The 21,356-nt window shown below is 54.7% G+C and carries 15 protein-coding genes; 11 read left to right on the top strand and 4 right to left on the bottom strand.

Annotated features, from left to right (window positions below; translation table 11 throughout):
* Positions 1–406: 406 nt before the first annotated feature.
* From LG52_RS07155 to LG52_RS07140, 4 genes are all read left to right on the top strand, one after another.
* A complete protein-coding gene (locus LG52_RS07155; protein ID WP_044731403.1) occupies positions 407–2,770 on the top strand; it encodes an immune inhibitor A domain-containing protein in 2,364 nt (787 codons plus the stop codon).
* Between the two features lie 155 nt (positions 2,771–2,925).
* Positions 2,926–3,174, top strand: a complete 249-nt coding sequence (locus LG52_RS07150) for a hypothetical protein (protein WP_044731402.1) — start codon at positions 2,926–2,928, stop codon at positions 3,172–3,174.
* A gap of 210 nt (positions 3,175–3,384) precedes the next feature.
* Positions 3,385–4,179, top strand: coding sequence for a uroporphyrinogen-III synthase (locus LG52_RS07145; RefSeq protein WP_044731401.1), 795 nt, complete (start codon positions 3,385–3,387; stop codon positions 4,177–4,179).
* 468 nt (positions 4,180–4,647) lie between these two features.
* The gene (locus LG52_RS07140; RefSeq protein ID WP_044731400.1) at positions 4,648–5,178 is read left to right on the top strand and encodes a hemerythrin domain-containing protein; all 531 of its coding nucleotides are present in this window, start codon (positions 4,648–4,650) and stop codon (positions 5,176–5,178) included.
* A 175-nt stretch (positions 5,179–5,353) separates the two neighbouring features.
* Here LG52_RS07140 and narI read toward each other — a convergent pair whose 3' ends face one another.
* From narI to LG52_RS07120, 4 genes are all read right to left on the bottom strand, one after another.
* Entirely contained in the window at positions 5,354–6,058 is a 705-nt protein-coding gene (narI, locus tag LG52_RS07135; protein WP_044731399.1) for a respiratory nitrate reductase subunit gamma, read from the bottom strand.
* A complete protein-coding gene (gene narJ / locus LG52_RS07130) occupies positions 6,034–6,609 on the bottom strand; it encodes a nitrate reductase molybdenum cofactor assembly chaperone (RefSeq protein WP_044731398.1) in 576 nt (191 codons plus the stop codon). The genes narI and narJ overlap by 25 nt, the downstream gene beginning before the upstream one ends.
* 172 nt (positions 6,610–6,781) lie before the next feature.
* Entirely contained in the window at positions 6,782–8,251 is a 1,470-nt protein-coding gene (gene narH, locus LG52_RS07125) for a nitrate reductase subunit beta (protein WP_044731397.1), read from the bottom strand.
* Positions 8,241–11,927, bottom strand: coding sequence for a nitrate reductase subunit alpha (locus LG52_RS07120; protein ID WP_044731396.1), 3,687 nt, complete (start codon positions 11,925–11,927; stop codon positions 8,241–8,243). The genes narH and LG52_RS07120 overlap by 11 nt, the downstream gene beginning before the upstream one ends.
* 171 nt (positions 11,928–12,098) lie before the next feature.
* Between LG52_RS07120 and LG52_RS07115 the strand changes: the two genes are divergently transcribed.
* The 7 genes from LG52_RS07115 (at position 12,099) to LG52_RS07085 (ending at position 21,330) form a co-directional block, all read left to right on the top strand.
* A complete protein-coding gene (locus tag LG52_RS07115; protein ID WP_044731395.1) occupies positions 12,099–12,602 on the top strand; it encodes a metal-dependent hydrolase in 504 nt (167 codons plus the stop codon).
* 90 nt (positions 12,603–12,692) lie between these two features.
* Positions 12,693–13,445, top strand: coding sequence for an alpha/beta hydrolase (locus tag LG52_RS07110; RefSeq protein ID WP_044731394.1), 753 nt, complete (start codon positions 12,693–12,695; stop codon positions 13,443–13,445).
* Positions 13,446–13,592: 147 nt separating this feature from the next.
* Complete coding sequence (locus tag LG52_RS07105) at positions 13,593–17,750, top strand: bacteriocin-processing peptidase family protein (protein ID WP_044731393.1); 4,158 nt, start codon at positions 13,593–13,595, stop codon at positions 17,748–17,750.
* Between the two features lie 83 nt (positions 17,751–17,833).
* The gene (locus LG52_RS07100; RefSeq protein ID WP_044731392.1) at positions 17,834–18,100 is read left to right on the top strand and encodes a hypothetical protein; all 267 of its coding nucleotides are present in this window, start codon (positions 17,834–17,836) and stop codon (positions 18,098–18,100) included.
* A 43-nt stretch (positions 18,101–18,143) separates the two neighbouring features.
* Positions 18,144–18,893: a membrane protein insertase YidC gene (yidC, locus tag LG52_RS07095; protein WP_044731391.1), complete on the top strand. Its 750-nt coding sequence runs from the start codon at positions 18,144–18,146 to the stop codon at positions 18,891–18,893.
* 162 nt (positions 18,894–19,055) lie between these two features.
* Complete coding sequence (locus tag LG52_RS07090; protein WP_044731390.1) at positions 19,056–19,607, top strand: cysteine hydrolase family protein; 552 nt, start codon at positions 19,056–19,058, stop codon at positions 19,605–19,607.
* Between the two features lie 250 nt (positions 19,608–19,857).
* Complete coding sequence (locus LG52_RS07085; RefSeq protein ID WP_044731389.1) at positions 19,858–21,330, top strand: nicotinate phosphoribosyltransferase; 1,473 nt, start codon at positions 19,858–19,860, stop codon at positions 21,328–21,330.
* Positions 21,331–21,356 lie beyond the last annotated feature (26 nt).

Below are 21,356 nucleotides of genomic sequence, written 5' to 3'. Positions count from 1 at the left end.
AGAATAGCGAATATATTACATTGTAACCGGAAAATGCCCGGGATGTTAAGGCGCAATCCATAGCTTTTTTTTGATATAAATCTTGTTTTTTCGACAAATGTAGAAAAAAAGGACTATTTCTTATACCTGAATCCGTGATAGAAGTGTATCAAAAAAAGCTTGAAAACCCAATCATGCCGAGGTTTCAACTCAATTTCGAATGTTCACCTATTAGGTGAAGAACCCCAAGGACAATATTTGTTGATTTAGCAAGGTTTTCTTGGCAGTTTTGAACGCGTCTTTATCACGGATTCAGGTTATAATTAGGTAAGAATTATCTTGAATTTTTATTTTGTTTTGTAATATTATAATTTTGTGATTTTCATATTAATTAAAATAATTGAACATAGGAAAGGAGTGTTTTTTTTTGAACAAACGGTCGATTGGCTCACTCGCTGCTGTGCTCTCGCTCGGAATCGGCTTGTGGGTGGCACCAGCGGCAGCCCCGCAGTCGGCGTCCACTCCGCTTTTCGCAGTCAAGCAAGGCGGACCGGTTGATTTCGCGGTCGCCAATGAAGAGAAGCTGGCGGAGATGTTGAAAAAAAGCGGGAAGCTTCGCGCTGATGCGACTCCGTCAGAGGAGGAACAGGCGGTGCGAGATTATTTGCGGCAAAAGGCGGTCCATATACCGAGGGAAAAGGGAGAATTGTACGAGGAAGAGGCGAAGCGCGCTGAGGCGCTGCAAGATGGGCAGCGGACAAACAGCGTGCTGAACGGAAAAGGGAAAAAACTTGGACAATCGAAAACGACTTTTGTGCCGTCCGTCAAGCCGGAGTCGTGGAACGGCGGCAAGCGGGTTGACCGCGTGCTTGTGTTGCTGATTGAATATCCGGATTTCCCGCACAACAGCATTCAACCGAATGAGACTGATATGTATTATAAAGATTATACACGTGAACATTATGAAGACATGATTTTCGGCGGGGATGACGGCTATTACGATGGACCAAATGGCGAGAGGCTCATTTCGGTGAAAAAATATTATGAAGAGCAATCGGGCGGCAGCTATTCGATTGAAGGAAAAGTGGCAGGCTGGTATCAAGCGAAACATCCAGCCAAATACTACGGCGGCAACGTGCCAGCCCCGGATGGCAATGACGCCAATCCACGGACGCTTGTGCGCGAAGCGCTGGCGGCGGCTGCGAAAGACCCGAGCATCAATTTACGCGAGTTTGACCAAGAGGACCGGTATGATTTGGATGGCGACGGCAACTACCGCGAGCCGGACGGCTTGATCGACCATTTGATGATCATTCATTCGAGCGTCGGCGAGGAAGCGGGCGGCGGCTCGCTCGGCGGCGATGCCATTTGGTCGCACCGTTGGAATTTAGGATCGGTATACCGCATACCCAATACGACGACCGATGTGCCGTATTGGCGCGGCCAGCTGGCGGCTTACGACTATACGATCGAGCCGGCCGACGGGGCGGCGGGGGTGTTCGCCCATGAATACGGCCACGATTTAGGGCTGCCGGATGAATACGATACGATTTACTCCGGCCTAGGCGAGCCGATCGCGTATTGGTCGATTATGTCAAGCGGCAGCTGGGCGGGGCGTATTCCAGGCACCGAGCCGACCGGCTTCAGCGCGTGGGCGAAACAGTTTTTGCAATCGACGATGCCAGGAAGCAATTGGCTGACTGGAGCGACCGTTGAGTGGAACGAAATTGGCAAAGACGGCATTGAAGTGTTGCTCGACGAAGCGAGCACGAAGGGGACAAATCATGATGCCGTACGCATCAACTTGCCGAAGAAAGAGACGGTCGTCACGATCCCGCCAAGCGGTGCGTATGCCTATTTCTCCGGAAGCGGAAACAACTTAGACCATACGATGTCAACGACGATCGATTTGACGAAAGCGTCCAAGGCGGCGCTGGCATTTGATACATGGTACGCGATTGAGAAAGACTGGGATTATGGGGCGGTAGAAGTAAAACCGCATGGCAGCAACGAATGGACAACAATTCAAGGAAACATTACGACGACCGACAATCCGTACGGGCAAAACCCGGGCAACGGCATCACCGGTACGTCAAACGGCTGGGTGAAGGCGGAATTTGACTTGTCGGCCTATGCAGGACAAACGATTGACCTTCGCTTCCATTACATCACCGATGTGGCGGTGTCGGAAGCTGGCTGGTATATTGACAACATTCAAGTGACGGCCGGTGGAGCAGTTGTTCTTGTTGACGATGCCGAAGAAGACGGTTCTTTTGCGATGGACGGCTTTGAAAAGAGCAATGGCAAGCGATACTCGGATCATTACTATTTGCTTGAATGGCGCAACCATCGCGGCGTTGACGAAGGGCTCGCCCACATCTTGCGCGGCGACCGGCTTCTTTCGTACGATCCAGGGCTTGTCGTCTGGTATGTAGATGAAGGCTATGACAACAACTGGACGGGCGTCCATCCGGGCGAAGGGTTTCTTGGCGTTGTGGATGCCGATCAGCATACGTTGAAATGGTCGGGCAACACCGCGGCGTCGACTCGCTATCAAGTGCATGATGCCGCATTCAGCCTGCAAAAAGGAGCCCCATTCCGCGTGGCGATCAATGGCTCACAGCTGATTGACAACGATACATCGCCGACGCCGGTGTTTGACGACGGCCGGTCGTATGACAATAAAGGGGCAGTTGACGCCGGCCGGAACGTGCCCAACTATGGCCTAAAAATCCGCGTCATCGGCGAAAGCGCCGACCGCACGGCAGCGCGCGTGCTCATTTACCGTTGATAAAGCGAAAGGTGCACGGAACAACTCCGTGCACCTTATTTTAACGACACGATTTGTCATTCATTGGTCGAATTTGTTGATTTTTCTTCGCCCCTTTTTCCGTTGTTTCCTTTTATAATCGTACGTAGGAATGTGCGCGAAAGGAGAGCGAATGAATGAAGGAATTGTGCCAACAGCTGTCGGCGTGGATTGCGGAGAAGCAGCCGGTGCGTGTAAAAACCAATCAAGGGGAAGCGGTTGTGCTGCCAGTTAAGCTGTATCAGGAAACGCGCAAACTGTTCGTTTACAACCGGCAAATGCGTCTAATGAACATTCCGTTGGACCGGATCATTGCTGTCGAGCCGACGCGCATCATCGGTTCGTTTGATCGTCGGGGGGAAGAGGCTGTAGTACATACTCGCTGAACGGGTGCACGCGCCTTTGGGCGCGTGTTTTTTGATGGCGGTCGAACCGTTTCTGTCTGCCGTCTGTGCTGTTGCATCGTGCATTCTCCCTAGATGAATGCGGCACTTGTGTTGCGACGCGCCAGGGAGCGGAATGGTTTTTGTTGCATAGGCGGAGGCCATCTTTTAGAATGGAAAGGACGAACGATTGATCGTAGGGGGGAAGAATACATGCGCGGCAAACGGATTGCTTTGTGCGCCTCGCGCAAACTGGACGAGATGACGACGCTCATTGAAAAGCAAGGAGGAACAGCCGTCATCCGCCCGGCGCAAGGGACAGTCTTTTTAAAAGGGAGCGAACTCGGAGAGGAAATGCGGGCCGTCATCGCCATGCATCCGGACTGGATCGTATTTACGACGGGAATCGGCTTTGAGGCGCTGTTGGAAGCGGCGGAACGGGAGGGAATGGCCGCCGAATGGCAACGGATGATCAAAGAAGCGAACGTGGCCGCCCGCGGCTATAAAACGGTGGCGGCGTTGAAAAAAATCGGTGTCAACCCGGTGGCGGCGAGCGAGGATGGGACAACGAAAGGGTTGATTCGTGTCCTTGGCGCGCACGATTTTGCCGGAAAGAAGGTTGTTGTGCAGCTGTACGGCGACACTGCGCCGGCTTTGAAGCAGTTCTTTCTTGAGCGAGACGCTTCGTATACGGAATTGCTTCCATACCGGCATATCGCTCCAGATGAGGAGACGATGGCGACACTGTATAAAGAAATCGTCGGGCGCGAAGTCGATGCCGTCTGTTTTACATCGGCGATGCAAGTCCGCTTTTTCTTTTCGTTCGCCCGCGAGAAAAAAGAGATCGCACCGCTGCTTGACGCGTTTCGCACCGATGTTGTGGCCTGCGCCGTCGGCAAAGTGACGCAAGAAGCGCTTGAAGAAGAAGGAGTCAGTCGCGTCATCGCCCCGGAACATGAGCGGATGGGAGCGATGATCGTGACGCTCGCACGCTGCTTTGATGCGTAAGGCCTTTTTGGGGCTGCTATGTTTTAGACAAATGGCACATGAAGCGAAAGCGGCGCTCCACGAAACGCAGACGATCGCATTCAGCCGCATGTATTGTCCTAGGCGGCAAAGATGTTTACGGTGTTGTTTTGGCGTGTTTTCTGCAAAGAAAAAATACAGAGTTTTGCAAGGAAAAGTGCAGAGAATGACAACTTGACATGGAGCCTCTGGGGGCGTGATTAAAAAGCCAGGAAGCCAGCAATATCAAGGGCTGGCTATGCCTAAAAAGGCTATCACGCCCCCCACTCCATGTCAAGTTGGCCTAAGCCAAATTCTCTGCAGATCTCTGCATTTTTATTTTGCAATAAACAGTTTTGGCGTCCGGATATGAAAAAGCTTTTTGCGGTGTGATATCGCTCACAACGGCGAAAGCGCCGCCCACAGTATAATGGAGACAACGAACGGATGATAAAAAAGGAGGAATGGATGATGCATTCGTTTTGCCATATGGGCGGCCCTGAAGGAGTGGAACTATGCGCTGGTTTGGCTCAATTAAAGCAGGAGCATGGCCCGCTGCGCGTCCAAATGGAGCAGCTGCTTGCCTTCGCTGAGACGATTGGACGAGGAACGGAGATCAGCAACTGGCGCGAGCCGCTCGCCGAGTTGAGAGAAAAAGTCGAATCGTTCGTTGCTGCGTTGGATCCGCATTCGGAGCGGGAGGAAGGCGTATTGTTCCCGATGATGGCCGAATACATTGGACGGACGACCGGGCCGATTGCTGTGATGGAATACGAACATGAGCAGGCGAAAGCGCGTCTTTCCATGTTTTTGGAGAAAACCACCCATTTGCCGGAAACGGTGGACAGTGAACAGGCGTTGACGCTCGCCGATGCGGTTATCGAGGCGCATCATATTTTGGATGAGCATTTCATGAAAGAAGAAAACGTGCTTTTCCCGATGGCGGAACGGCTGTTGTCGGATGAGGAGAAAGAGGAGCTGTTTGCACGCATTTACGAGTGACGATGGGATGGAAAACGGGATGCTTCCTTGTGTGGAGCATCCCGTTTTCTTCATGGCACGCCGATGGATCGGTTTGGCGCGGTCCGTGATGGAGAGGGACGGGAGGCGGATGAACGGCATCCCGTTTTCCGTGATAACGGTCTCGTTTGCGGATTTTATGTTTCCTGCCATTCGCTTACTGGGCGCGGTCAAGCGAATCGACGGATTTCGGCAGCCGCTTCCGATAGACGACATAGCTGCGCCGCAAATAGCGGAGCGGGAAGCTGAACACGTGGACGAGACGGGTGAACGGCCAGACGGCGAATAAGCCGAACGCGGCGAGAATATGGATTTTGAACCAAAGCGGCACTGTTTCCATATAGATCGGGTTCGGGCGGAACGTGAGAAGGCCGCGGAACCACGGGCCGATCGTCGTCCGGTAGTCAAAGCCGTGCGAGTTGACATTCAGCAACGTCGATGACAATCCGCTGGCGATCACGACAAGCAAAAACCCGAGGGCGACCCAGTCGCCGGTGCTGCTTGTCGCCCGCACGCGCTTGACCGTCAGGCGGCGGCGGAAAAGGATCACTAAACCGACGAGCGCCGCCAAACCGGCCGGAATGCCGCCTGCCAAGGCGATGGCGTGGTACATCTCTTCTGTCACGCCAAGCGCTTCATAAAACGGCTCGGGAATAAGAATGCCCATCACATGGCCGACAAACACGAACAAAATGCCCCAGTGAAAAAGCAGACTGCCAAGGCGCAGCTGTTTTTTCTCCAACAACTCGCTCGATTTGGACGTCCAGCCGAACTGGTCGCGCTGGTAGCGCCAAATATGGCCGACGATGAACATAACAAGCGCCAAATACGGAACAATCACCCAGAGAAATTGGCTAACCATGCCGTTGCACTTCCTTTCGGGAGCGGCGTCACGCCGAGTTGAATAAAGGTGACGTGGAGCGCTTCAAACAGCTTGGCATACGGGCTGCCCGCCGCTGCGAGCCGCTCGCCGATTTCACGGATATGGACGGCATAATCGGCAAGCAAGGCGATCGTATGCTCTTGATCCGCATAGGCCATCCATTCGAGCATGAGCGGCAAGTAGTCGGGCAGCTCATGGTCAGAGACGGCGAATCCGGCCGCCTCGTAGCGCGCTTTTAAGGCGACGAGTTCGATTCCGCGCTCCCGCTGCTCCCCGTTTGTCATATACGTAAGATACAAATTCGCTTTTTTGCTGAAATCAAATGTTTCGACATATTGCTCCATCCTCTCTCGAGCCGGGGTGGCCGCGAGATGTTCGGCCACTGCCAAAAGCGGCGTGCGGACGGTTTCATCCTCGAGCGAACGGATGGCTTCGAGGCAGTCGGGAAGCGATTCAGCCCACCGTTCGTCCGGGTAAGACAACAAATACGATACACATAGAAAGACCGTTTGTTGATGTTCACTGTTCATCGTCAATCCTCCATTTCATTGTTGAAGGGGGCGGGGCCCGCCTACCCCTTTACAGAGAAAGCCGTCTGAAAGCCCACGGTTTCCATTGTGGGATGAAAGACGGCGTTGCTCGGCCAATCCCTTAATGTAATGGGATTGGTTCGAGCAACAATTGCCATGTGCATGTGGAGTGTCAAAGCGTGCCGCAGGCGCCCGGGCCGCCGGCGAACGCCAGCCCGCAGCTGCCTTGTTCCGCGTACAAGTCAGCGACTTCCTCGCGGTGCGATGCCGGGATGACGAAGCGGTCTTCGTATTTGGCGATCGCGAGCAGGTGGTACATCTCTTCGATATCTTCACAGCTTAGGCCGAGCGATTCGACGAGGTGGATGTTCGGCTTTTTGTTCGTTTGTTTTGCCCGCATATACGAACGCATGGCCGCCATCTTTTTCAACGTTGTGCGGATGTGCGCCGTATCGCCCGCCGTCAGCAAATTCGCCAAATACTCGATCGGAATGCGCATGTTGTCAATCGCCGGGAAGATGTCATCGGCGCTGGCGTTGCTTCCTTTTCCTTCGATCGCATTCATGATCGGGCTTAACGGCGGAATGTACCACACCATCGGCAATGTCCGGTATTCCGGGTGCAGCGGCAAGGCGATTTTCCAATCGACGATCATTTTGTAAATCGGCGAGCGTTGCGCAGCGGAGATCCATTCGTCCGGGATGCCGGCTTTTTTCGCTTCGGCGATGACGGCCGGATCGTTCGGATCAAGGAACATATCAAGCTGGGCGTGGTACAGCTGTTTCTCATCGGCGACGCTCGCCGCTTCTTTCACTTGATCTGCGTCATACAGCATGACCCCGATGTAGCGGATGCGGCCGACGCACGTTTCCGCGCAAATCGTCGGCATGCCGGCTTCGATGCGCGGAAAGCAGAGCGTGCATTTTTCCGCTTTGTTCGTTTGCCAGTTGAAATACACTTTTTTGTACGGACAGCTTGTGACGCAATACCGCCAAGCGCGGCAGGCGTTTTGGTCGACGAGGACGATGCCGTCCTCGTCGCGTTTGTACATCGCCCCCGACGGGCAGCTTGACACGCACGGCGGGTTGATGCAATGTTCGCAAATGCGCGGCAAGTACATCATAAAGACGTTCTCAAATTCCGCTTGGATCGATTGCTCCATTTTGATGACGTTCGGGTCGCGCAAGCCCGTGACGTGGGCGCCGGCTAGGTCGTCTTCCCAGTTCGGCCCCCATGACAGCTCTATCCATTCGCCGGTAATGCTTGATTTCGGCCGGGCGACCGGCTGGTATTGTTTTGGCGGGCTGTTCGTCAACGTTTCATAGTCGTAATTCCACGGTTCATAATAATCGTCAATCGTCGGCTGGTACGGGTTGTAGAACAAATGGACGAGCCGCATGGCCTTCGAGCCGGATTGGAGCCGCAATTCACCGTTTTTCAATTCCCAGCCGCCTTTGTATTTGTCTTGGTCTTCCCACTGTTTCGGATAGCCGATCCCCGGCTTCGTTTCGACGTTGTTGAAGTACATGTATTCGGCGCCGGGGCGGTTTGTCCATGTGTTTTTGCACGTGACGCTGCATGTATGGCAGCCGATGCATTTGTCCAAATTCATCACCATGCCGATTTGCGCTTTAATCTTCAAGCCAATCCACCTCCTCGAGTTTGCGGATGACGACGTACAAGTCGCGTTGGTTGCCCGTCGGTCCGTAATAGTTGAATCCGTAGCTTAATTGTGCATATCCGCCGATCATATGCGTCGGCTTTACATGGATGCGTGTCGGACTGTTGTGCGTGCCGCCGCGGTTGTTCGTCAGCTTCGTGCCCGGCACGTTTATATGGCGATCTTGCGCGTGGTGCATAAACGCCATGCCGCGCGGCAGCCGGTGGGAGACGACGGCGCGGGCGACGACGACGCCGTTTTCGTTGAAACATTCGATCCAGTCGTTGTCGTTGATGCCGGCTTCCGCCGCGTCATCTTTGTTCATCCAGACGGTCGGCCCGCCGCGAAAAAGCGTCAACATCGGCAAGGAATCGAAGTACATGCTGTGGATCGACCATTTGTTATGCGGCGTCAAGTAGTTCAACACGACTTCTTTTCCTTTTTCTGTGAGCCGTTTGTTCGAGAACGGGCGGTGCAGCAAGACCGGTTTGAACGTCGCCATCGTTTCGCCGAACTCGTGCATCAGTTCATGGTCGAGGTAAAACGACTGCCGGCCGGTCAATGTCCGCCACGGAATGAGCCGTTCCACGTTTGTTGTAAACGGCGAGTAGCGTCGTCCGCCTTTTTCCGAGCCGCTGAACGCCGGTGAGGTGATGACCGTTTTCGGCTGGGCAGTGATTTGTTCAAACGTGAAACATTCTTCCTCACGCTCTTTCGCCAAGTCGGCAAGCTCCAAATGCGTCTTTTTCTCGAGCGCTTTCCACGCCTTGACGGCCATTTTTCCGTTTGTGGTCGATGACAGCGTCAAAATCGCTTCAGCCGCTTTTTTCGCTTCGCTGATGTCCGGGCAACCATCGGCGACCGAGGCGCGCCGGACGGTGCCGAGCCGGCGCTTCAGCTGCTCGTATTCGTCTTTCGCCGACCAGGCGATCCCTTTTGCGCCGATCGGCTGGCGGGCGACGTTCGGGCCGAGGGCGGTCATTTGATCGTAAATGAGCGTATAGTCGCGCTCGATGACATGAATGTTCGGCATTGTTTTGCCCGGGATTGGTTCAGTTTCGCCTTTGCTCCAATCTTTCACTTCGCCAAATGGCTGCGCCATCTCTTGCGCCGTATCGTGCAGCAGCGGGGTGGCGACGACTTCTTTCATCGGCTTTAAGCTGGATTGTTTTGCCACATCGGATACGGCTTTGGCGAGCGATTTGAAAATGTCCCAGTCCGACCGCGCTTCCCAAAGCGGAGGCACGGCTGGATTGAACGGGTGGATGAATGGATGCATATCGGTGCTGCTTAAATCGTGTTTTTCATACCAAGTGGCCGCCGGCAGAACGACATCGGAGTAGAGCGCTGTTCCGGCCATGCGGAAGTCCAAATTGACAAGCAAGTCAAGCTTGCCTTCCGGCGCTTCGTCGCGCCAGCGGATTTCTTCCGGGCGCAGGCTGTCCCGGTCGTCGTTTAGCAAGCCGTTCGTCGTGCCAAGCAAATGTTTTAAGAAATATTCGTGCCCTTTGCCGGAGCTCGAGATCAAGTTGGCGCGCCAGACGATCAAGTTGCGCGGGAAGTTCGCCTCGTTGTCCGGATCTTCAATGGCGAACTGCAGCTTTTTCTCTTTCAGCTGTTTCACGACATAGGCGCCGATTTCTTCCGGCGTGTGTGCTCCGTTGCGAACCGCTTCGTTATACAGCTCGATGCCATTTTTGTTAAACGTGGGGTACGATGGCAGCCAGCCGAGCCGCACGGCCAAGACGTTGTAATCGCCAGGGTGTGAATAGCGCGCTCGTTTCGCGAGCGGCGAGACGAGCTCATCGACCGGCCGCTCTTCGTAGCGCCATTGGTCGGTCGCAAAGTAAAAGAATGACGTGCCGTTTTGCAGTTTCGGCGGTCCGACCCAGTCGCGCGCCATGGCGATGGTCTGCCATCCTTCCAGTGGGCGCAGTTTTTCTTGCCCGACGTAATGAGCCCAGCCGCCGCCATTCCCCCCTTGAGCGCCGACGAACAAGACAAGGTTTAAGACGGCGCGGTAAATCGTATCGGAGTTGAACCAATGGTTGATCCCGGCGCCGACGATGATCATCGACCGGCCGTTTGTGTCGATGGCGTTGTCGGCAAACTCGCGGGCGATTTTGACGACGAGATCCCGCTTGACACCGGTGATCGCCTCTTGCCACGCCGGGGTGAACGGAACATTGTCATCATACGTGCGGGCAACGACGCCGCCAATGCCGCGGTCAATGCCGTAGTTGGCCAAAATCAAGTCGTAGACAGTCGTGACATACACGTCACCTGTTTCGGTGCGCACTTTTTTTACCGGCACGGCGCGCTCGATCGTTTTTCCGCCGTCATCAGTGAAATACGGCAGCTGAATGGGAATGACCTCATCCTCACTCCCTAAAAACGACAGGCGCGGTTCAATGGGCTGCTCCGTTTCCTCTTCAACGAGGCGCAAGTTCCATTTTCCTTTGTCTTCCCAGCGGGCGCCGATCGTCCCATTCGGCACGGCAAACGAGTCGGTGTTCTCGTCGTAGACGACCGGCTTCCATTCGGCATTTTCCGTTTTTTTGCCAAGGTCTTTCGCCAAAAGGAAGCGTCCAGGCGTCCAGGCGCCGCCATCTTGTTTCAACGTGACGACAAACGGAAAATCGGTGTACGTTTTCGCATATTGTTCAAAATACGGGACGGTCTGTTTGATGTAATATTCGTTTAAAATGACATGCCCCATGGCCATCGCCAAGGCGCCGTCCGTTCCTTGTTTCACTGGCAGCCAGTCGTCGGCGAATTTTGTCGACTCGGCGTAATCTGGGCTGACGGAGACGACTTTCGCGCCGCGGTAGCGCACTTCCGCTAAAAAGTGGGCGTCCGGCGTCCGGGTGAGCGGGATGTTCGAGCCCCACGTGATGATGTAGCCGGCGTTGTACCAGTCGCTTGACTCCGGCACGTCCGTTTGGTCGCCCCAAATTTGCGGCGACGCCGGCGGCAAGTCGGCGTACCAGTCATAAAAGCTTAACATCGGCCCGCCCATCAGCTGCATAAACCGCGATCCGGCGGCATGGCTGACCATCGACATCGCCGGAATCGGCGAGAAGCCGACGTTGCGGTCCGGCCCGTATTTGACGACCGTATACAATAAGGAAGCGGCGACAAGCGTCAATGCTTCGTCCCAGCTGACGCGCACGAACCCGCCTTTTCCACGCGCTTGCTTGTAGCGTTTCGCTTTGTCGCGGTTTTCGACAATGCTTTTCCACGCTTCAAGCGGGTTGTTCGGGTGTTTTGCGAGCGCCTTGCGCCACATGTCGATCAACACGCCGCGCACGTATGGATATTTGACGCGCAGCGGGCTGTACATATACCATGAGAAGCTTGCGCCGCGCGGGCAGCCGCGCGGTTCAAAGTCCGGCATATCCGGCCCGGTCGACGGGTAATCGAGTTGCTGTCCTTCCCACGTGACGATGCCGTTTTTCACGTAAATGTTCCAGCTGCACGATCCCGTGCAGTTGACGCCGTGGGTGGAGCGGACGACTTTGTCGTGCTGCCAGCGGCGGCGGTACGCGTCTTCCCACGCGCGGTCGCCGTAGGTCGTTTCGCTATGACCGTCGGCTTGGCGCTCGATCGGCCGAATATATTTGAAACGGTTGGCAAGCGGGGATCGTTTTTGTTTCATTTCGTTCAACTCCTTTACGCGTTCTGTACTTTTAACGATAGCCATGATGCCAATAACACGATGTTAACTTTGTCACACTTGGCAGCATTGTCACAAATTCGTCAAACGAACGAACAAATATTCTTTTGTATGGTATAATGGGGAAAACGATAAAAGTTTGAGGGGATTTCGTTGCGATACTTCAGCCATGTCATTGCCACATTATGCCTCGGCGCGGCGGCGTCCGCGCATACGGGGTTGCCGTTTACCGCCTCCTATACGGCAGGGCTTGTCATCGGCAGCCTTCTTCCTGACATTGATGAGCCGTCATCATACGTTGGCCGCCGTTCGTTCGGCGTCGCCGGCAAAGTGAAAGAGGCGTTCGGCCATCGCGGCATGACGCATTCGCTCATCGTCTGGGGAGTGCTTGCCGCGCTTGTTTGGCGCGATTCGGCGTCGCCGTTTGCCACGGGGCTTGTGCTCGGCTACTTGTTTCATATTGTGGAAGACTTTTTTTCCGTCCAAGGAGTGCCGCTGCTTTGGCCGTTTTCGTCCAAACGGTGGAAAGTGCCGCTCTATCGGACGGGAAAAGGGATGGAAAAAGCATTGGTTGGCGTCGCTTGGATCGGGTTCGTCCATTTTGGCGTCAACGGCTTGTTTCATGAATGGTGGCGGTCATGGTTGTCGATGTGGTAACGGCGCTCGATCAAAAAAGGAAAAAAGAGGCGCGGCGGCGAATATGGTGAAAGGAGCAGATGGACTTTAAACAAGGGGGAGAGGAAGAAGATGAGCGAACAATATCCCGTTCTTCCGGGGGCGGAGCCGTTTTGCGCCGAAAACGGGCCGGTTGGGGTGCTGCTCGTGCACGGGTTCACCGGCACGCCCCACAGCATGCGCCCGCTCGCTGAGGCCTATGCAAAAGCCGGCTACACAGTCTGCCTGCCGCGCTTAAAAGGGCACGGAACGCATTATGAAGATATGGAGCGGACGACGTTTGACGACTGGATCGCCTCGGTCGAGGAAGGATATGAATGGTTGAAGGAACGGTGCGGGGCGATTTTTGTCACCGGGCTGTCGATGGGCGGGACGCTCACGCTGCATCTTGCGGAACATCATCCAGACATCCGCGGCATCGTGCTGGTCAATGCCGCCATCGATATTCCGGCCATCCGCTCTGGTCTGGCGGCCGGGGGCGAGCTGCCGAGATATCTCGATTCGATCGGTTCGGACTTGAAAAATCCGGATGTGAAAGAGCTGGCATACGAGAAAACGCCGACCGCATCGCTTCTTGAGCTGGCTAGGCTGATGGAGCAGACAAAAGCGAATCTCGATCGCATCGTCTGCCCGGCATTGATTTTTGTGTCCGATGAAGATCATGTTGTGCCGCCAGAAAACGCCGACATCATCTTTCAAGGCATTCCGTCGACGGAGAAAGAGATCATCCGCCTCCGAAACAGCTACCATGTGGCGACGCTCGATTACGACCAACCGATGATTATTGAACGGTCGCTTGAATTTTTCTCCAAGCATGCCAACTAAACGCGTCTGGTTCCAGCCCGTCCTGTCCAAACAGGGCGGGTCATTTCCTGTTCTGTTGTCGTTATTTTTCTAAAAAATAGGTGGCTGTTTTTGGCGGCTTGTTCTAAACTAGTGATAGTGAAAAATGATAAAGGAGCTTTCTGTTGCATGACAATGGAACAAATTTCATTGCTCGTTCAAGAAAAGAGAATTATAGAGGCTCTTGACAAAATAAAACCGCATTTGGAAAACGTAGGATTGTTCCAGTGGCGGCCGCTTATGGCGTCATGGGATGCGATCGAACCGTTTCGGGCGTTCGTCCGGTTGTTTGATTATGCGCTCATGTACCGGCATAGCGGCCTTGTCGCGCGGTATGCCCACCGCAAGTTCAACACGCTCCAGACGCTCGCTTGGGTGTGCGACGAGTGGCTCGAGAACCGCCGGCCGCTTGATGTGGAAGAAGCGCTTGTCCCGCGCCTTACAGAAGCGCTCGAAGGCCGGATGGAAGAGCCGAGGGAATCGATCGCCCGGGCGGCGTTTGCGTTGGTGCGCGCCTTGTTGGATATGCAGCGGATTGATGAGGCGCGGGAATGGATGGATGTGGTTGCCCGCTATGAGACGGTGCCGATGCATGACAAGTGGGGCTGCTTTTATATCGAGACCGGCGACCGGCAGCGTGCTGAGCACGAGCTTCGCGCCGGGTTGGATGATCGGGAGCGCGGCGACATGTGCTATTTGTTGCTTGCGGATTTGTATGCTCTTGACGGCCGCCACCATGAGGCGCTTGCCATTCTGGAGGAAGGAAAGCGGCGCTTTCCGCAAGTGCTGGCGTTTTACGCTGAGCGCGTGCGCCGCCTGCGCGATGTGCGCGCCTACCGCGAGGCGCTCGCGGCGATGGATGAACTGGACCGCCTGAATCCGCTTCATATGCATCGCCGTTATTTCGCCCATTTGCGCGCCGAACTGTATTACCAGCTTGACGAATGGGAGAAGCTTGAATCGCTTGTGAAAGCGGAGCCGCAGCTTGAAAAAACGCCGTACGCCCACGCACTTGGACGGCAAAGTGAACGGGCGGTGGTGCTGCCGCTTGTGCCGGTCGTGCAAAAGCACAACTATTGCGTGCCGGCGAGCTTGGAAATGATGCTCCGCCTGCTTGGCTCTCCCCGCACGCAAGACGAAGTGGCCGAACATATTTTTGATGTGCGAGGGTCGAAGCTGTCGACGACCGTTCACTATTTGGAAGAGCTCGGCTTTGTTTGCCGCTTTTTCATTGGTTCGCCGCCGCGCTGGAAGCGGCTGATTGACGAGGGTGTTCCGGTGCTGTTGAGCGTTGATTACGAACAGTCATCACACGTGCAAGTGCTGTTTGGCTATGACGAACGGCTCGAGGCGTTTTATGTGCAAGACCCGAATCTATTCGATCCGTTTGTCGTTTCAGAGGACGAGCTCAAAAAATGGTATGCCGGGACGCATTATTTGTCGATTGTTGCGTTTCCTCGGGAAAAAGCGGCGCTCGCCGCTGAGCTTCCCGAAGAGGAAGACCGCTATTTCCGCGAGTTGCACGCGTTGGCCGAAAAAATGGATGAAGATGAACAGGCGCATTTCGCCGCGTTTGTCGCCTTTTTGCGCAAGCATGAACACATCCCGTACACATGGCTGTATGTCATGAAGCATTTTGGCAGCGATGAGGCGAAGCCGCTTGTGTTGGAGTATACTAAGCGCGTCTTGAGCGAGTATCCCGAGCATAACGACTTGCTGCTGATGGCGGCGAAAGCGTACGTCTACGCCAAAGAAATGGAGCGGGCTGAGGACGTGCTCAAGCGGGTGAAAGGAAAGGGGCAAAGCCCGCTCTACCATTATTTGCGCGGCCGCATTGCCTTTTTTGCCAGCCGCTACGAAGAGGCGGCCCGCTATTTTCGCGCCTCGCTCCAGTTGGACCCAGACCAGCCGGAAGTGTGGAGCTATTTCGGGCTCGCCTCGGCGTACGCGGGTCATATCGAAAAAGGGCTCATCTCTTCGCGCGTGGCGGTCAGCTTGTATCCGGGCGATTTGTTTATCGAAACGAACCACGGTGTGCTTTTGTTCCACGCGAAGCGGTTCGCCGAAGCGCGCGCCTGGTTTGATCGTCTTGTGCGCCGCGAACGGCGGGATGCCCAGCTTTGGTATGAGCGAGCCCGCTGCGATCGGGAGCTCGGCCGCCGGCGCAAAGCGGAACGCGGCTTTTGCGTTGCGAAAGCGCTCGATCCACAGGAACCGTACCCGTATTTGATGCTTGCCGATTTGTATCATGACGACGGCGACTGGGAAAAGGCGAAGGCGGCGTTGGAAGAGGGGCTGGCTGCCGCTTGGCGCTTGGCGCCGCTTTACGTCCGCCTTGGCGATCTCTATATGGAGGAAGGAGAGGCGGAAAGAGCAGCGGCTTGCTACGAAGAAGCGATCCGCCATGACCGTGATGATGTGTTTGCCCACCTCGGCTTGGCGGCTGCCTTGGCGGAGCGCGGGGATGCGGAAGCGGCGCGCCGGTATGTAATCAAGCAGCGCACCCGTTTTGCCAACAACAGCGAATACTGGCTCAATGCGGCAAGATGGCTTGTCGCCCACGGTTTCGCGGATGAGGAGGAAGGACGCGAGACAGCGCTGTCGTGGTTGGAGGAAGGGCTGCGCCTTGCCGAGTTTGATGCCGAAGAAGCGTACGAGTTTTACATCGATCAGCTGACAACGCCAGCTCTTCTCGAGCGCGGCCGGGCGTTTTTAGAGCAGCTTGTCTCGCCTCGCCCGAAACTCGCTTCGGCCCATTCCGCTCTCGGCGTCCTTTATGAGCGGCAAGGACGGCCGTCCAAGGCCATGAGTGTTTACCGGGAAGCCGCCGCAATGAGCCATTCGCTTTCACTCTTCCGGTTGGCGGAGCTGTGCGCCTCGCTCGGACGCTACGAAGAGGCGAAACAACATTATGAGGCGTGTCTCAAAGCCGATCCGTCGTTTGCCCTCTGCCATATTCGATTGGCTGCTCTATATGAGGCGGAAGGAAACGAAGAGCGGCAGCACGCGCATTTGCTTGAGGCGGTCCGCCTTGCCCCGATGCGTGTCGATATGGAGCAGCTTGCCGCGATCGCGGAGCCTTCAGCGCTTCTTCGGGCTTTGGCAGATGTTCGTTCGCATGCAGGGGAGGCGTGGTATTACGACAGCCTTGGATATGTTTATGGAGCGCTCGGACGCCGCGATCAAGAAAAGGCGGCGGTCGAGAAGGCGCTTGCCCTTGCGCCGGACCATCATGAAGTGCTCCGCCATTGGGCGATGGTGCTCATGGGGGAAGGACGCCAAAAAGAGGCGGCCAACCTGCTGGAACAGTTGATGGTGCGCCATCCCGACGATGAATTGTTGTATCCCTTGTACGTCGCCCTTTTTCCAAAAACGATGCGCGGCTTAGGAAAGCTTCGTCACCGGTTGGAGCGGCTAAGGGCAAGCCGCGAGGAGAAAAGCGTTATTTATCGGAACGCGGCCGCTGCTCTCCTTCCGTATTTGGGAGAGGAACAGAACGAAAACGACGGGCCGGTGCGATGGTGGACAAAAGCGAAGGAATGGGTTAGAAGGTTTTCCTTGTTTTCTATCGTCATTGATTTGTATGAGGAGGCGATCCGTCTCGACCGCGGCAATGCGGAAGCCTATGGGCAGCTCGCCCGCTTATATGCCGCACTGGAATTGGACAGCGACGCCGTGAGAACGTGGCGCAAAGCGCTCGCCCGCGTTTGGGATCCTTCTTTGGCGCAGGAATTTGTGGAATATTTATTGGCCGACGATGAGGAAAGAAAACGCGAGGAAGCGAAGCGCTGGCTGGAGCGGCTGCTGGCGGAGCGTCCGGATGATGTCGAACTGCGCGTGTTGCAGGCGGTCGTTTGGCTTCAAGAAGGGCAGCACGAGAAAGCCGAGCGGCAGCTGCAGGCGATTGTTGCCGAAGAGCCGCTTGCGCGTGGAGCGCTCATGTTGCTTGGCGAACAGTATATGGAAACAGGCCGCTATCAGGAGGCGGCGGCGCTTTGGGAGCGCTACGCCGATTGGTATCCTGAGGATGAAGAGCTCAATATGCAACTCGCGGCTGCTTATGAAGCGGCAGGGCACATTGAGCGGGCGTTGGCTGCCATTGAACGGTGCGCCCATATGGCCAAAGATGCTCGACTTCGCTACGAACGAGCTCGTTATCTCGCGCTGCTTGGACGTTTCGATGAGGCGAAGCAAGAGCTTCGGGCGGCGCTCTCGGCTGATGAAAGCGGAGAGCTCGCCCTGTTGGCGGCTGACGAGCCGGCATTTCACCGCTTGGAGCTGATGTGATCGATTGTTGCTTTTCTTTTGATGGAAAGTTTGCTATTGTATGAGAAGGGAAGATGGACAGGGCAAAAGGGGGGACGGGACGCATGGAAGCGCCTGTTGATTTGCTTATGTATATGTCGCTTGTCGGCGCGTTATGGATCATCATGAAAGGGTATATGGGCGCACATCGGACGGCGAAATCATTGTTTTACGAGCCGGCGTTGGCCTCGGTTCGCGAGCGGGAGGCGGCAGGAGGCGCCGAACGAGCAGCGCTTCCATGGCGCCCGCTGTTTTTGCCGCAGCGGCGGAAAATTCCCGTTCGGGAACAGACAAGCCGAACGGATGAGGATGGAAGGCCCTTTCCTTTATGATGAAACGGCTTGATTTTGCAACGTGATATAAGGAGGGCTTTTCATGAAAAAATGGGTATTGGTGCTGCTTAGTGCAGTCTTGCTTCTTTCCGGCTGCAACCGCAACGAACCGATCGACGAACATAGCCAAGGCATTTGGAACCATTATTTTGTCTACCCGATGTCGAAGCTCCTTTTGACGCTTGGGCACTGGTTTGGCGACAACTACGGCATCGCGATTATCGTGCTGACGCTCATCGTCCGATTTTGCTTGCTGCCGCTCATTTTGAAGCAGTTCCGCGCATCACTCGCCATGCAAAAGCTGCGCCCGGAGCTTATGAAGCTGCAAGAAAAATATAAAAGCAAAGACCCGGAAACGCAGCGCAAGCTCCAGCAAGAAATGATGCAGCTGTATCAAAAACACGGCGTCAACCCGGCGAGCGGCTGCCTGCCGGTGCTCATTCAAATGCCGATTTTTATGGCGCTTTATTACGCGATTTCGCGGACGCAAGAAATTAAAACCCACTCGTTCCTATGGGTCGAGCTTGGCCACCGCGATCCGTATTTCATTTTGCCTGTTTTGGCGGCGTTGACGACGTTCATCTCGCTTCGCCTATCGCCGTCAATGGCCGAAGAACAAATGCCGCAAATGGCGATGATGTCGTACATCATGCCGGTGATGATTTTTATCGGCGCCAGCTCCGTCCCATCGGCGCTGTCGCTTTACTGGGTTGTTGGCGGCTGCTTCTCGATCATCCAGTCGCTCATTTTGCGCAGCCAGCTGAAAGCGGCGAAAGCGGCAGAAAATAGCTAAAACCACATCGACAATCCCCTGTCCGCTTCCAGCCGACAGGGGATTCGTTGTTTCATCTGATGTTAACGTTGCTATGGTATAATGATAGAAAAGGCCAAAAAGATGTGGGCGAGATGGAAAAACAGCAACCCGACCATGTAGGGAAAAAGGGAGTGAATGGGAATGAACAAGGCTCTCATTAACATCGACTATACCGTCGATTTCATCGCCGATGACGGCGCGCTCACATGCGGGAAGCCGGGGCAGGCGATTGAGGCTGAGTTGGTGCATGTGACGAAGCAGTTTATTGACAACGGTGATTTTGTTGTTTTTGCCATTGACAAACATGCGGCGGGAGACCACTATCATCCGGAAACGAAGTTGTTTCCGCCGCATAACATTGAAGGGACAGAGGGACGAAAGCTGTACGGGGAGCTCGAGGCGGTGTATCAGGCGAACAAGCATAAAGACAATGTGTATTGGATGGACAAAACGCGCTACAGCGCGTTCGCCGGGACTGATTTGGAGCTGAAATTGCGCGAGAGAGGCATCACGGAGGTGCATTTGGTCGGCTGCTGCACCGATATTTGCGTCCTTCATACGGCGGTCGATGCGTACAACAAAGGATTTCGCATCGTCGTCCACCGGCGGGCGGTCGCCAGTTTCGACGCGGCTGGACACGAATGGGCGCTCCGCCATTTTCGCCATACGCTAGGCGCAGAAATAGTGGAATAATGGAGAAAACGTGATAGAATAGACGATGAGCGTTCTTTGGCTCTTCACCACAAAGTGTACTTGGCAAATAAAGACGATCATGATAGAGAAAATCAAAACAGCATTTTTTCCTTTTAATACCATACGTCTTTTTGTGCAACATTGTTATTTATCATGTTTGTCTTTAAAAGTCAAGCACATCTTTTGGTGATGAACCCGTTCTTTTTTGCTTCGGCGGCGCAGTCATTCGTATGTTGGAGGTTGCAAATTCATGAACGAAAAATATGCCGATGACAGTTTGATGCTTCATACGGACTTATATCAAATCAACATGGTCGAGACGTATTGGGAAGATCGTATGCATGAGCGCCGCGCCGTGTTTGAGGTGTTTTTCCGCAAGCTGCCGTTTGGCAACGGCTATGCGGTGTTCGCTGGGTTGGAGCGCGTCATTCAGTTTTTGCAGCAGTTTCGATTCTCTGACAGCGACATCGACTATTTGCGCCAAGAACTTGGCTACCGCGACGACTTTTTAGACTATTTGCGGACGCTTCGCTTCACCGGCACGGTCCGTTCGATGCGCGAAGGGGAAGTGGTGTTTGCCAACGAACCGATTATGCGCATCGAGGCGCCGCTTGCCGAGGCGCAGCTCATCGAAACGGCTATTTTAAACATCATCAATTTCCAGACGCTCATCGCCACGAAAGCGTCGCGCATTAAGCATATTCTCGGGGACGAACCGGCTTTGGAGTTCGGCAGCCGGAGGGCGCAGGAGATGGATGCGGCGCTTTGGGGGGCGCGCGCAGCGTATATCGGCGGGATTGAGGCGACATCGAACGTGCGCGCCGGGAAGCTGTTTGGCATTCCGGTCGCCGGAACGCACGCCCATTCGATGATTCAAGCGTATCAGGATGAATACACCGCCTTTTTGAAGTATGCCCGCCGCCATAAAGACTGCGTATTTCTCGTCGATACGTACGATACGTTGAAGTCAGGGGTGCCAAACGCTATTCGCGTCGCGAAGGAGCTGGGCGACCAAATCAACTTTATCGGCATCCGCATCGACAGCGGCGACCTCGCCTATTTGTCGAAAGAAGCGCGGAAAATGCTCGATGAAGCCGGATTTCCGAACGCGAAAATTTTCGCCTCGAACGATTTGGACGAAGATACGATTTTAAACTTGAAGTCGCAAGGGGCGAAAATCGATGTGTGGGGGATCGGCACGAAGCTGATTACGGCGTACGATCAGCCAGCGCTCGGCGCCGTGTACAAAATGGTGGCGATTGAAAATGAAAACGGTGAGATGGTTGATACGATCAAAATCAGCGGCAATCCAGAAAAAGTGACGACGCCAGGGTTGAAGCGGGTGTACCGCATCGTCAACAAAATCAACCATAAAGCGGAAGGCGACTACATCGCTTTAGAGAGTGAAAACCCGCAGCAAGAAGAGCGGCTGAAAATGTTCCATCCGGTGTACACGTTCATCAGCAAATTCGTCACCAATTTCGAAGCGCGTGATTTGCATGTGACGATTTTCGATAACGGACGGCTTGTGTATACGTCGCCGCCGCTTCCGGACATTCAAGCGTACGCGAAAGAAAGCTTGCGCTTGTTTTGGGAGGAGTACAAACGGACGCTCAATCCCGAGCAATATCCCGTCGATTTGAGCCAAGCGTGCTGGGACAATAAGATGGAAAACATCCGCAAGGTGAAAGAAAAAATTGCAGGCGCATCCGGAAGTGAATAACCGTCTTGGCTGCAGGGCAAGCGCTT

This window comes from Geobacillus kaustophilus (assembly GCF_000948285.1).
Classification (GTDB): domain Bacteria; phylum Bacillota; class Bacilli; order Bacillales; family Anoxybacillaceae; genus Geobacillus; species Geobacillus thermoleovorans_A.
The sequence above is the reverse complement of the archived record's forward strand: the minus strand, read 5'-3'. Positions and strand labels throughout refer to the sequence as shown.

Coding starts and splice junctions, on each gene's coding strand:
- LG52_RS07150 (WP_044731402.1), top strand. CDS start 2,926: ATGAAGGAATTGTGCCAACAGCTGTCGGCGTGGATTGCGGAGAAGCAG.
- LG52_RS07145 (WP_044731401.1), top strand. CDS start 3,385: ATGCGCGGCAAACGGATTGCTTTGTGCGCCTCGCGCAAACTGGACGAG.
- LG52_RS07140 (WP_044731400.1), top strand. CDS start 4,648: ATGCATTCGTTTTGCCATATGGGCGGCCCTGAAGGAGTGGAACTATGC.
- narI (WP_044731399.1), bottom strand. CDS start 6,058: ATGGTTAGCCAATTTCTCTGGGTGATTGTTCCGTATTTGGCGCTTGTT.
- narJ (WP_044731398.1), bottom strand. CDS start 6,609: ATGAACAGTGAACATCAACAAACGGTCTTTCTATGTGTATCGTATTTG.
- LG52_RS07120 (WP_044731396.1), bottom strand. CDS start 11,927: ATGAAACAAAAACGATCCCCGCTTGCCAACCGTTTCAAATATATTCGG.
- LG52_RS07110 (WP_044731394.1), top strand. CDS start 12,693: ATGAGCGAACAATATCCCGTTCTTCCGGGGGCGGAGCCGTTTTGCGCC.
- LG52_RS07105 (WP_044731393.1), top strand. CDS start 13,593: ATGACAATGGAACAAATTTCATTGCTCGTTCAAGAAAAGAGAATTATA.
- LG52_RS07100 (WP_044731392.1), top strand. CDS start 17,834: ATGGAAGCGCCTGTTGATTTGCTTATGTATATGTCGCTTGTCGGCGCG.
- yidC (WP_044731391.1), top strand. CDS start 18,144: ATGAAAAAATGGGTATTGGTGCTGCTTAGTGCAGTCTTGCTTCTTTCC.
- LG52_RS07090 (WP_044731390.1), top strand. CDS start 19,056: ATGAACAAGGCTCTCATTAACATCGACTATACCGTCGATTTCATCGCC.
- LG52_RS07085 (WP_044731389.1), top strand. CDS start 19,858: ATGAACGAAAAATATGCCGATGACAGTTTGATGCTTCATACGGACTTA.